Genomic DNA, 11,765 nt, shown 5'->3' on the forward strand with positions numbered 1-11,765 from the left:
CAAGAAACCAGGTTTCTAGGGTTTTTATTCGGAGATATTGAGACGATAACCAATACCATAAACATTTTCTAACCAATCTTTGGCGCCAACGGTTTGGAGTCGTTGTCTAAGTCTACGTACCAAAGTTGTGATAGCATTGCTTTCGGGTTCGTCTCCCCATCCCCAAAGTGCTTGTTCGATTTGGGTATAAGTTAATACTTGACGAGGGTGACGCATTAAGTATTCCATAAGTTGGAATTCGCGACCTGATAGTTGCGTTGTGGTATTATCTTTGGTGATTGTTAAGTTATTGCGGTCGAGATGTAGTGAAGAGAGTGTGAGTGTATCGCTTTGCCATAGGGGGGAACGTCTGCCGAGAGCGCGAACTCGTGCTAATAGTTCTATAATATCAATGGGTTTGACTAAATAATCGTCGGCGCCTGCATCTAGACCAATAACTTTGTCTTGTGTGGTGTCTTTTGCGGTCAACATGAGGACAGGGGATGTTTTACCGCTATTGCGATATTGCCGACATAATTGGATACCGCTAACTTTTGGTAGCATCCAATCTAAAATTAATAAATCATAATCTTTTTGGGACATTAACCATTGGGCAGTGTCACCATCTTCAACAGCGTCAACGGTATGTCCGACTTTTGCGAGTGCTGCGCGTATCGGTTCTAATTGGTCGGTGTCGTCTTCCACTAGTAAAATTAACATAACATGTTTAAACCTAAGTTATTGAAAAAGTTACGCGCGACTTTGTTCGAGTTATGGTTGCCTATACCTCTACTCGCATTTGGTTGTTGGGGACTAAGTGGAATTGTAATGTATGCCGTGTTAAATCGTGACTATAAGGCGCCAAAATATTTACAACTTGAATCGCAACCAAAACCACTTCAAATTACAGTACCTTATATAGTGGCGCCGCGTGCTATTTTTATTGAAGTAGATAAAAACAGGGGAATATCGCAAGTCAAGGTTCAAACCAAAGACTTCCCGATGACCGAGATTATATTCGAGTTTTCCACGACCGACACTTTGCAACTAGAAGCAGAAATAAGCAAAGTACTAGGAATGTCCAAACAAGAAATCAGAAAGCTACGCTCATCACCAAAAACATAATATAATTTCTCGGCGCGTGAAATGCGATTGAACTCTTGTCTATACAACGTTCTTGAAACGGAGGTTTTACCGTAGTAACACATATTTGTAATGCTTGTAAAAATAGAGACATAGCTAATGTTATTCTCAAGATTTATTAATCAAATATATTATTTAGATTTTATTTGTTGGAGAATAAAAATCTGGTATTAAAAAGAAACCCAGGCTGTGTACATTCTACAAGTCAATGACGAAAAACCCTTTTGACCAATTTTCAAAGCAATTTTTTAAGGAATGTCTATCACAATTAGGTGAAGTAAGAATCAGTGAGGAAATTCCTGGTGAACCAAGATTTGTGGATATTTGGTTTATTCCATCAAATCAGGCGCCTGCTGATACCTTGTCAGAGTTAGGTATTTTGGCTCAAATTGCTCAAACCCCATGTTTGTTGGAACCGTTCCGTAACCAACCAACAAACTGGGAAATTCGCAGTTGTTTTGGGAAGTTAGTTCACTTGGAAGCTGAACTGCGACGTGAAGCTAAACGAGATGAGGATACATTATCCGAAAACGAACTTCCACGTTTGTGGATTATTGCCAGTTCTGTTTCTGATGAACTCCTAGAGAAATTACCTGCTCACAGAGAGCCTTCTTGGCCAACTGGTATTTATTTCGTAGGAGAAGTATTTTTAATTAGAATCGTGGCTATCGACAAATTACCCCCGACTTCTGACACACTTTGGTTAAGAATTTTGGGTAAAGGCTTGATTCAGAAGCAAGCAGTTGATGATGTAATTGCCTTACCAAAAGGTAATGCCAAACGTTCCAAGATTTTATCGCTACTTTACACTTGGAAGATTAACATGGAAGTAAACACTCTTATTGACGACGTTGAAGATAGGAAAGAACTAATGATGAACTTATCACAAGCTTACTTGGAGTGGGAGCAAGAAACTGTCGAGCGCGGTAAGGAGATTGGTAAGGAGCAAGGTCAACGCTCTGTTGTAGAGAACTTGCTATTATTTCGCTTTGGTTCGTTAGATTCAGAACTCGAAGCAATTATTCCGTCCATCTTAGCACTATCTCCTGGGGAATTTACTCCTATGTTAATGCGACTGTCTCGCGAGGAATTAATTACCAGATTTAACACGCAAAACTAAAAACGGGGAAAAGTAAAAGCCTTGATATACAAGCATTTTACTTTTCCCTGCTATATCCTTAACAAGGAGCAATAGAAAACGTAGGGTGTGTGGCGCCGCTCCTACCTGTGCAACAAGATTTATAATTTACCAAGGTAGTTTGCTACCATCCCACGAGAAAAATTGACCGCTATCATTTTTATCTAATTTTCCAATTACTTCCAAAAGCTGAGTGACGGTGCGTTCAACACTAAAAAGTTTTTCTGGTGGAACATTTGCTTGAAAAGGACGAGATAAACGAGTGTCTGTAGTACCTGGATGCAACGTAACTACTATATTCTTAGGACAACTGCGTGCATATTCTATTGAAACATTTCGCATAAACATATTGAGTGCTGTTTTCGATGCGCGATAACCATACCATCCACCCAGATTATTATCGCCGATACTAGCAACTTTAGCGGAAATACTCGCAAACACGCTATTGTCTTGGTGCTTGAATAGCGGTACAAGATGTTTCGCTAAGAGTACACTCCCTATACTATTAACCTGAAAATAACGAGTTAGATTTTCTATATTTAAGTGTCTTAAGCTTTTTTCGGGTTGAAAGTCCCCATCATGAAGTACTCCGACACAGTTTATTACCAAGTGCAGTGTTTTGACTTCGCTTTTAATTTGCTGTAATGCTTCGGTTATTTGCGCTTCATTAGTGACATCAATGACTAAGCATGTTAAGCGTGTAGGGTTTTCGGTTGCGAGTTGTAGTAATTCGGTAGCAGAGTCTGCGTTTCGATATGCTGCGTAAATTCTGTTAATTTTACCATCATCGAGTAGTTTTTTAACGAAACCCAAGCCAATACCTTGACTTGCTCCTACAATTAATGCGTTTGCTGAATTGATTTGATTTAGGAATAACATTAGTATTATTTAGTTACTGTGTAGTTGAAAAAGATGATTCGTAACCACGAAGGTTTAATCAAGAGTGCTGATGGTACAGAATTATACTACCAATCCTGGCGCCCAGAGAATGAGGTGCGAGGAATAGTTGCTATAATTCACGGTTTAGGAGGACATAGTGGAGTATACTTAAATATAGTAAAGCATTTAATACAAAAAAATTATGCTATATACGGTGTAGATTTACGAGGAAGTGGAAAATCACCCGGTCAACGTGCGTATATAAATTCTTGGAACGATTATCGTGAGGATGTGGGAAGTTTTTTAGAATTTGTAGCGACCTCGAATCTGGGGACACCCTTATTTTTGTTTGGTCACAGTTTGGGGGGGTTAACAGTTTTAGATTACGTTTTGCGGTATAAAGGAGAAAAACCGAAATTAAATGGTGTAATAGCTTTTACTCCTGCTTTAGGGGAATCTGGTGTTTCACCAATTAAAATTTTAATCGGTAAAATCCTCTCAAAAGTCTATCCTCGTTTTTCGATGAATACTGGTATAGACATGAAGTTAGCAGCTCGTGATGAAAAAGTGATTGCATATCATCAACAAGATAAATTGAGACATACTTTAGGAACTGCGCGTTTATCGACAGAGTTTTCGAGTACACTTACTTGGGTACAAGCCCATGCGAGTCATATTAATATACCATTTTTAATGATGCTCGCAGGCGCCGACAAGGTGACATTACCCGAAGGAAGTCGTAAATTCTTTGAAAAAATCACTTTTGCTGATAAAGAACTGCGAGAATATCCAGAGAGCTATCACGAACTTCACGACGATTATGGTTATCAAGAGGTATTATCTGATTTAATTGATTGGTTAGAACGTCATTTATAATATAAGTACATATGTCAGTATCAAACATTAATCAAAACGACGCAGCAGCAATCAAAGCAGCTATTGAAACAGTTGCAGTTTATGACCGTAGTCATTGGGGACGTATAAAAGTATCTGGTGATGACCGTTTACGGTTTCTGCATAACCAAAGTACAAATGACTTTCAGTCTCTTAAACCCGGTCAAGGTTGTGATACCGTTTTTGTCACATCCACAGCTAGAACAATTGATTTAGCCACAGCGTATATCAAAGACGATGCTGTATTATTGATGGTATCACCTAACCGTCGTGAGTATTTAATACAGTGGTTAGATAAATATATATTCTTTGCTGATAAAGTTGAATTGAGTGATATTACAGAGGAAACTGCCGCTTTTAGTTTAATTGGCCCAAAAAGTCAGGCAATTCTTCAAGAGTTAGGTGTGACTCCTCTTGAAACTGAGAATAGTAATCAAGAATATAATATACATACAGTAGAAACTTTGATTGCAGTAGGTAGTGGTTTAGCTTTACCCGGATACACATTAATTTTTCCAGTTGTTCATAAAGACACAATATGGAATAAACTTGTAGAGATAGGCGCCGTTGCGATGAAAGAGACAGCATGGGAAACACTGCGAATTATGCAAGGTCGTCCAGTACCAGAAAAAGAACTAACCGAAGACTATAATCCTTTAGAAGTTGGGTTATGGCAAACTATTTCTTTTACTAAGGGTTGCTATATTGGACAAGAAACAATTGCCCGTTTAAACACGTACAAAGGTGTAAAAACATACTTGTGGGGAATAAAATTAAATAATTATGCAGACCCAGGAAGTCAAATCTATATAGAACAAGAGAAAGTAGGCGCCTTAACAAGTATTACAGAAACGACTGAAGGGTATTATGGACTAGGTTATATTCGCAGTAAAGCAGGTGGAGTAGGGACAAAAGTAAGAATAGCAGAAAACGAAGGTGAAATCATAGAAATACCATTCATATCACATCAATATCCGGAATCATAACATCAAAAATTGCGTTGTTGTAGAGACGTAACATATTACGTCTTTATAAGAATCATAAAGTAAACAGCTATTTTAAAAGCTGTAATGAATATTGCAATTTGGGTGATTTTTAATCAAAAATTCGCATTTTTGGACTGATTTATAAAACTTATATAGTCCGCAAGATAGATGACAAAAATTAGTTGATAGGAATAACATATGTAAGAATAGACATGTCTAAAACCACAAAGTTGAATAAAAACTGGAGGTGAGGTTTAGACGGTTCGGTGTTAGCCTTAACTGCGTTTGCTTACAGACTAACCGTATAGGTTAGTGTCACTCTGGTGTCTAGTTGAAGGGTGAAAGTTAGTCTACTAACTCTAATTAGCATCTGATTGAATTATCGTTTATAGGCTTTGAAAAGCTGAACCAACAAAACTTATGAAAATCGCACAAATTGCTCCCTTATGGGAAACGGTTCCTCCTCCAACCTATGGTGGAATAGAACTTGTAGTAAGTCGCGTATCTGACGAGTTAGTACGTAGAGGTCATGAAGTAACATTATTTGCCTCTGGGGACTCACAAACGTTAGCTAAGTTAGAAGGAGTTAGCCCACGTGCATTGCGTTTAGACCCAGATATTAAAGAACACATTATTTACGAAGTGTTGGCGCCGGGTCAAGTATATCAAAGAGCAGCAGACTTCGACATAATACACTCACACGTCGGGGTTTGGTCATTAGCATTAGCAAGCATGGTATCAACACCAACAGTTCATACGCTGCATGGAAGCTTCACAAAAGACAGTGCAAAAGTATTTGGCGAATATGGGTCACAATCATACATCAGCATAAGTAATGCACAGCGACAAGCAGATTTAAATTATGCAGGCACAGTATATAACGGAATAGTGGTTGAAGAATATCCGTTTGTAGAAAAGCCCCATGACCCACCATATTTAGCATTTTTGGGAAGATTCTCTCCAGAAAAGGGACCCCAACATGCAATAGCCATTGCCAAGAAAACGGGAATGAAGCTAAAAATGGCAGGGAAAGTGGACATAGTAGATAAAGAGTTCTACGAAGCAGAAGTAGAACCGTTTATAGACGGTAAGCAAATAGAGTTTTTGGGTGAAGTAAATCACGCGCAGAAATCAGAATTATTAGGTAATGCAGCAGCAACATTGTTTGCAATTACTTGGAGAGAGCCATTTGGCTTAGTCATGATAGAATCAATGGCTTGTGGAACACCAGTTATAGGGATGAACATGGGTTCAGTACCCGAGGTAGTAGCACATGGTGTTAGTGGAATGGTCTGCGACACATACGAAGAAATGGCTTCTGTAATGCCACAAGTGTTAGAACTTGACCGTCGGAAATGTCGTGAACACGTCCAAAACAACTTTAGTGTCACCCAAATGGTAGACGGATACGAAGCGATTTATGAAAAAATCGTCAGAGAGCGTACCGAAACCAGATGGTACATGCAAGCACTCAGAGCATCCTTAGAATCTATCACAGGACTAGGTTCAAGGCGCCTGTAAAACAGTGACTATCTTGTGGAACAGGCATCCCTGCCTGTTAGAAAATTTGGAATAAATACCAACCTCCTAAACTTCCTCGTTATATTCTCTCTCGCACAAACCAGTTAACATAAATCACACGAACAAAATAAGTAAATGCTTTTTTACATTACATAGTGTAAAAAGGCATTTTTTATTTATACCAGCACAGGTTCATCATTATAATTAACTACCAAATCATAACCATACACATCGTAAACATTATTTAATAAAGACTGTAAATCTAAAACAGGCTCGTTATCCCCCGCACGTAAGGGAAGAGAAAAACAAGGGATTACATCAGGTAAATTAAAAGCATATAAATCAGCATTGGGTCGGCTATTACCACGGCACACTAAAATTCTATATTGACTCTGAGTATTATTATCAACTATAGGCATTGGATTGCCTCTACGCAGTAAGTCTATTTCAACTAAGTTTGTGCGACTCGCTAAAACTTGCTCACGTTTCTCTTCATACATCTCTCGTCCTTTACCAACACGTTTATTACTAGGTGAAAGAATTTCAATAGTAGTAATTAATGTTTCCGTTCCAACTTCTCTAACTTCCAGATATCCTTCTTTTATAGCTATAGGCATAGGAATTTTGACTTTGATAGGTTGAGAAGTAGGTGTAGCTACAGCCAAATTAGCCATGCTAGATGAATTTGAATCTTGAATTTGACGGCTTTTAACAGTTACATCAGGAATACCCACAACCAAAGAGCTGTCATCTGTAGTTTCATACATCCTCACCTCGACAGCAACACGATATTTAGGACGTAGCTGAGGCGATAAAAACCTAGCAATTTCGCTAATCAAATAATGATGTATACCCGGAAACAGTTCCGGATGCTCTAAATAAGGATTCATTCCTGGAAAAGGTGAAGGCATATGAGGTACCCAAATTACCTGCTTATTATCTTAATCGTTTTATAAAGCATATGCTATTACTTCGAGGTGCCTTTATCCTCCCCTCAACGTCACTAACGCGACAAATGTTACATACTGACCTTGGCAGATTTTTACTGTTTGGCTATAAATACTGATGAATATGTATAAAAACGTAAAGATATATCGAGATGAACAAGTCTACAAAAATTGTAATAGGGGCATTGTTATTTGCCGCAATTCCCGCAGCAGTTGGTTTTCACGTGGGTTCTCAGGGTGCTAACGCAACCAAGTATCAAAATCAAGCAATCGTTCAAATGTCACAGGGTAACTACGAGCAAGCAGCAGTTGATTATACCAAAGCTATTATTCTTAAACCCAACGAAGCTCATCTTTACAGTAATCGCGGTGATATATATAAACAAATGGGTTATTTTCAGCTAGCTATTTTTGATTATAGTCAAGCCATTAAACTTAGTCCTATTCGCAAACACTACGAGCAAAGGGCAAAGCTTTGGGATGACTTACAAGAACAGGACAAAGCAAACGCTGATAGAAAAGTTTTGTAATCGGCGCCTGTGGTTGTAAATTGGTGGATGGTGGGTCACAGCATTAGTTTTACGCTTCGTTTTCAGGTTATCTTACTGTGACGCACCCTACGTTACATCCGTTACATCCGTTACATCCGTTGCCAGGGAACTATTTTGCAGTACAGATGTCTTGTGAGAAAGATTGCTACGGGCATTTGTATGTAATTTCTTCCGGATGTAGGAGGTTAATACAGAAAAATGGTGCTAGTAAATCCCACACACACATAAGATTGTTTCCGCATGAAGTTAAGATATTTCTTACTTGCGAGTGCGAGTGTAGTAATGCTATGCGCTCCTGTTAATGCTGCTCGTTTAGAGTCTTGGTATTTTGACCAAGCGCAAAACAAACTCAACATCACTACAGAATCTGGTGTTCGACCAAGAGCATTTTTAATCAATAATCCCACACGCTTAGTTATTGACCTTCCTAATACAGATTTAGAAGGAAATACGCTTCGTCAAACTTATGGTGCTGCGATTAAAGAAATTCGTGTTGGCAAGTTTGATGCTAACACAACTAGATTGGTTGTAGAACTGGCGCCGGGATACACGGTACAACCAGATAAGGTATTAATTCAAGGTGATACGTCATCGCACTGGATTGTCAATTTCTCTTCAATAGAACGTATTGCAAGTGGTGATTCACAGTCGGGTGAGGTTAAAACACCAGTCCAAGTAGGTGGTATTTCACCCTTTGCTGGAGTGGTACCTCTAGGTAATGAAATCACACAGCTAAGTTCACAAGTCCGTTCTTTGATGTCACGTTACCGTTCGCTTGACCCAGGATTATTTTTTATTGATTTAGAAACGGGGAATTATGTAGACTACAACGGTGAAAAAGCATTTTCAGCAGCGAGTACAATTAAGTTTCCGATATTAATTGCTTTATTCCAAGAAATTGATGCTGGTCGAGTTAAGTTAAACGAAACATTAACAATGCGTCGTGACTTAGTGACTGGTGGTTCTGGTACAATGCAATATCGGGCACCGGGAACTAGATTCAGCTTGCTAGAAACTGCGACTAAAATGATTACCATCAGCGATAACACCGCAACTAACATGATAATCGACCGTTTAGGGGGCAGAAACAAGTTAAATCCACGCTTCCGCACTTGGGGATTACAAAATACTGTAATTCGGAACTTACTTGGTGACTTCAAAGGAACTAATATAACTAGTGCTAAAGATTTAGTTAGATTATCTGCTTTAGTTGCTAATAACCAACTATTGAGTAACTCAAGTCGTGCAAGAGTATTAGACATCATGCGTCGCGTTGAAAACACCAGCTTACTAGCATCTGGACTAGGAAGAGGCGCCACAATAGCCCATAAAACAGGTACACTAGGAGTCATTCTCGGAGATGCAGGAATTATTCAAATGCCCAACGGTAAACGCTACCTAGCAGGTATCTTCGTCAGAAGACCTTTTGGTGACAGAAGAGGTAGAGAATTTATCTCTCAAGTATCCCGCACCGTATACAGTTTTCTCAGTCAACCCAGAGTTGCCCAAAAATAACCCTGGAATGGGCATCTAGAGTGGAATGGGCATCTAGAGTGGAATGGGCATCCTTGCCCGTTCTTAATAATCATTATCAGCAACACAAATTCCTTTACACTTAATACCATTTGTAGCAGTGCGCTTACAATGAGGGCATAATATTTTTTCTTGTTCGGTTTCTTGCTGTGTCTTCGTATCAGTGTTAGTCTGTGACTTATTCTGTGCAGTCTGGGATTCCATAGTTAAAATTCTTTACCAAAATTTCATAAATCATCAGAAAACGCCTAAATTAACCTGTTTTACAGGAATAAGCTCAAAAATATTAATAGCTTTTAACACCAACATTATAGTCGATGTATTTATAGATGTGAATATCTAGTTCTGTTATGCACAACTAGCAAATCTACACAGGTCTCATAATTATAGTATACAAAGGCAAATGTAACAATAACCAAAAACTTGTTTATATCAATATAAATAAACTGGCAATATCGAAACTTTTGAGTTAGGAACTAAGATATATCCGAGCTCTTGTTGATTTCTGCTTTTTGACCACTTATTTACTACAAAAGTTGTCGGTAAAGGTACAGGGTTAGGATTGGCTATTGCTCGTCAAATTATTATTGAAAAGCATGGGAGAAGGCGCCGAATTTTTAATTACGCTTTTAATCTACTCGCCATCTTGTGGGATGGGCGGGCAAGGATGCCCGCTCCACAAGACCCACAAGACTCACAAGACTCACAAAAAAATTTTGGCAGTCTTTTGTGAAGAAATGTAAACATTTGCATAATATTAGCTTGGAGCAAACTTACTTATTTGGTTGTTAAATTTTAATGCCAACATACTATGACAAAGCAATCATATAAAGCCATTAACAAAATTTATATTTCCTTAAAGATTATTTTTTTATGCTTTATGCTATTATCCTATTAATTTAAATAAAAGCTAATCATTGCCAAAAATAATTCATATTCAAAAAAGAATGTGAATTGGTAAAAGCATTTACATTTAAAAATGAAAAATAAATCTGTGAATACTTACAAACTTGTTTTACACAGCTTAGGTGGTGTGATATTATCTCTCAGCGCTTCTTACCCTGTGCTTGCAGAGATTACTCCCGATACAACACTTCCTGTCAACTCAACGGTTTCAACTCAGGGAAATATTAAGGTAATAGGAGGTGGAACGCAGAGAGAAAGTAATTTATTTCATAGCTTCAAAGACTTTTCATTTTCTACGCTTACTCCTGAAATAACAGGAAATACGGCATTTTTTAATAATGATGTTGGAGTTATAAACATTATTACTAGAGTTACAGGTGGGTTGCCTTCTAATATAGATGGCATTATCAAAGCGAACGGCGCCGCTAATTTATTTATATTAAACCCTGCGGGGATTCTTTTTGGACAAAATACTCGTTTAAATATCAATACCTTCGCCAAAATAAAGAGGGCCTTCTGTAGTAGAGTTATGTTGACTAGACTACAACTCAAACACGTACAGAAAGCCCATGCCAAATATATTAGCACTACTGGAATGCTTACAACGACATACGACAAGAACAACTTTGAGACGTTGGAGTCGAATCATACCAGCAATACTAGCCATGAGTGGAAGAATAACCATGCTGGGCATATCACGATGGTGTGGAAAGGGGGGCAGTTATCGAACAATACAACGTTTTTTTGCTTCATCACTACCTTGGGCAGTGTTGTTTTGGGTATTTTTTAAAGAACATATATTTTGTAGTAAGGAAACATATATATTAGCAGGGGATGAAGTAGTAGTTAGTAAAGCAGGAGAAAAAAGCTATGGAATTGATAGATTTTTCTCATCTTTGTACGAAAAACCTATACTTGGGTTATCTTTTTTTACATTGTCACTTGTAAGTGTTGAGAAAAGAAAAGCATTTCCTATTAGTGTTGAGCAAATAATAAAACCAAAAGAAGATAAAGTAAAAAAAGTAGCAGAAAAGCCTAAATCATCTAAAAATGAGTTGAATACAGAAACTATAAAAAAGAAAGGCGGGCGCCCAAAGGGTAGTAGGACAAAGGATAAGAAAGAAGTAAATTTAACTCCAGATTTCCTACGTATTCGTTGTATGGTTCAGGATTTGCTCAAGAAAATAAGTAAATTTTTACCATTGACTTACTTAGTACTAGATGGTTATTTTGGAAATAATAAAGCCGTAGTCATGGCTCGGCAGCTAGGTTTACACCTAATTTGTAA

At 38.1% G+C, this 11,765-nt stretch carries 13 protein-coding genes and 1 pseudogene; 10 read left to right on the forward strand and 4 right to left on the reverse strand.

What is annotated here, in order from left to right; genetic code table 11:
- Positions 1-24: 24 nt before the first annotated feature.
- Complete coding sequence (gene rppA / locus DSM106972_RS19525; RefSeq protein ID WP_127082278.1) at positions 25-699, reverse strand: two-component system response regulator RppA; 675 nt, start codon at positions 697-699, stop codon at positions 25-27.
- 3 nt (positions 700-702) lie between these two features.
- On the opposite strand from rppA, the gene DSM106972_RS19530 reads away from it, so the two are divergent.
- Entirely contained in the window at positions 703-1,104 is a 402-nt protein-coding gene (locus DSM106972_RS19530; protein WP_127082279.1) for a hypothetical protein, read from the forward strand.
- Between the two features lie 226 nt (positions 1,105-1,330).
- Positions 1,331-2,242, forward strand: a complete 912-nt coding sequence (locus tag DSM106972_RS19535; RefSeq protein WP_127082280.1) for an RpnC/YadD family protein — start codon at positions 1,331-1,333, stop codon at positions 2,240-2,242.
- Between the two features lie 126 nt (positions 2,243-2,368).
- Here DSM106972_RS19535 and DSM106972_RS19540 read toward each other — a convergent pair whose 3' ends face one another.
- Positions 2,369-3,139 (reverse strand): SDR family NAD(P)-dependent oxidoreductase, encoded by a 771-nt coding sequence (locus tag DSM106972_RS19540; RefSeq protein ID WP_127082281.1) that lies wholly within the window; start codon positions 3,137-3,139, stop codon positions 2,369-2,371.
- A gap of 33 nt (positions 3,140-3,172) precedes the next feature.
- Here DSM106972_RS19540 and DSM106972_RS19545 point away from each other — a divergent pair, with 33 nt between their 5' ends.
- The 3 genes from DSM106972_RS19545 to DSM106972_RS19555 all read left to right on the forward strand — a co-directional run bounded on the left by DSM106972_RS19545 (position 3,173) and on the right by DSM106972_RS19555 (position 6,540).
- Positions 3,173-4,015: an alpha/beta hydrolase gene (locus tag DSM106972_RS19545; protein WP_127082282.1), complete on the forward strand. Its 843-nt coding sequence runs from the start codon at positions 3,173-3,175 to the stop codon at positions 4,013-4,015.
- A gap of 11 nt (positions 4,016-4,026) precedes the next feature.
- Positions 4,027-5,019 (forward strand): CAF17-like 4Fe-4S cluster assembly/insertion protein YgfZ, encoded by a 993-nt coding sequence (ygfZ, locus tag DSM106972_RS19550; protein WP_127082283.1) that lies wholly within the window; start codon positions 4,027-4,029, stop codon positions 5,017-5,019.
- Between the two features lie 420 nt (positions 5,020-5,439).
- Complete coding sequence (locus DSM106972_RS19555; RefSeq protein WP_127082284.1) at positions 5,440-6,540, forward strand: glycosyltransferase family 4 protein; 1,101 nt, start codon at positions 5,440-5,442, stop codon at positions 6,538-6,540.
- A gap of 176 nt (positions 6,541-6,716) precedes the next feature.
- Here DSM106972_RS19555 and DSM106972_RS19560 read toward each other — a convergent pair whose 3' ends face one another.
- A complete protein-coding gene (locus tag DSM106972_RS19560; protein WP_127082285.1) occupies positions 6,717-7,451 on the reverse strand; it encodes a DUF4058 family protein in 735 nt (244 codons plus the stop codon).
- Positions 7,452-7,639: 188 nt separating this feature from the next.
- Between DSM106972_RS19560 and DSM106972_RS19565 the strand changes: the two genes are divergently transcribed.
- Entirely contained in the window at positions 7,640-8,017 is a 378-nt protein-coding gene (locus DSM106972_RS19565) for a tetratricopeptide repeat protein (RefSeq protein WP_127082286.1), read from the forward strand.
- A gap of 261 nt (positions 8,018-8,278) precedes the next feature.
- A complete protein-coding gene (locus tag DSM106972_RS19570) occupies positions 8,279-9,553 on the forward strand; it encodes a serine hydrolase (protein ID WP_127082287.1) in 1,275 nt (424 codons plus the stop codon).
- 63 nt (positions 9,554-9,616) lie between these two features.
- Here DSM106972_RS19570 and DSM106972_RS52200 read toward each other — a convergent pair whose 3' ends face one another.
- A complete protein-coding gene (locus DSM106972_RS52200; protein ID WP_170213587.1) occupies positions 9,617-9,775 on the reverse strand; it encodes a DUF8639 family protein in 159 nt (52 codons plus the stop codon).
- Between the two features lie 358 nt (positions 9,776-10,133).
- Here DSM106972_RS52200 and DSM106972_RS51445 point away from each other — a divergent pair, with 358 nt between their 5' ends.
- From DSM106972_RS51445 to DSM106972_RS53590, 3 genes and pseudogenes are all read left to right on the forward strand, one after another.
- Complete coding sequence (locus tag DSM106972_RS51445) at positions 10,134-10,304, forward strand: hypothetical protein (protein ID WP_158632848.1); 171 nt, start codon at positions 10,134-10,136, stop codon at positions 10,302-10,304.
- 246 nt (positions 10,305-10,550) lie between these two features.
- A pseudogene (locus tag DSM106972_RS19575) lies at positions 10,551-10,961 on the forward strand (two-partner secretion domain-containing protein); the annotation flags it as partial.
- Between the two features lie 85 nt (positions 10,962-11,046).
- Positions 11,047-11,765 (forward strand): transposase (locus DSM106972_RS53590; RefSeq protein WP_233787903.1); only part of this gene is annotated, 719 nt, incomplete at its 3' end.

The sequence above is a fragment of the Dulcicalothrix desertica PCC 7102 genome (genome assembly GCF_003991905.1).
Classification (GTDB): Bacteria; Cyanobacteriota; Cyanobacteriia; order Cyanobacteriales; family Nostocaceae; genus Dulcicalothrix; species Dulcicalothrix desertica.

Coding starts and splice junctions, on each gene's coding strand:
- DSM106972_RS19540 (WP_127082281.1), bottom strand. CDS start 3,139: ATGTTATTCCTAAATCAAATCAATTCAGCAAACGCATTAATTGTAGGA.
- DSM106972_RS19570 (WP_127082287.1), top strand. CDS start 8,279: ATGAAGTTAAGATATTTCTTACTTGCGAGTGCGAGTGTAGTAATGCTA.
- DSM106972_RS19535 (WP_127082280.1), top strand. CDS start 1,331: ATGACGAAAAACCCTTTTGACCAATTTTCAAAGCAATTTTTTAAGGAA.
- ygfZ (WP_127082283.1), top strand. CDS start 4,027: ATGTCAGTATCAAACATTAATCAAAACGACGCAGCAGCAATCAAAGCA.
- DSM106972_RS19530 (WP_127082279.1), top strand. CDS start 703: ATGTTTAAACCTAAGTTATTGAAAAAGTTACGCGCGACTTTGTTCGAG.
- DSM106972_RS19555 (WP_127082284.1), top strand. CDS start 5,440: ATGAAAATCGCACAAATTGCTCCCTTATGGGAAACGGTTCCTCCTCCA.
- DSM106972_RS19565 (WP_127082286.1), top strand. CDS start 7,640: ATGAACAAGTCTACAAAAATTGTAATAGGGGCATTGTTATTTGCCGCA.
- rppA (WP_127082278.1), bottom strand. CDS start 699: ATGTTAATTTTACTAGTGGAAGACGACACCGACCAATTAGAACCGATA.
- DSM106972_RS19545 (WP_127082282.1), top strand. CDS start 3,173: ATGATTCGTAACCACGAAGGTTTAATCAAGAGTGCTGATGGTACAGAA.
- DSM106972_RS52200 (WP_170213587.1), bottom strand. CDS start 9,775: ATGGAATCCCAGACTGCACAGAATAAGTCACAGACTAACACTGATACG.
- DSM106972_RS19560 (WP_127082285.1), bottom strand. CDS start 7,451: ATGCCTTCACCTTTTCCAGGAATGAATCCTTATTTAGAGCATCCGGAA.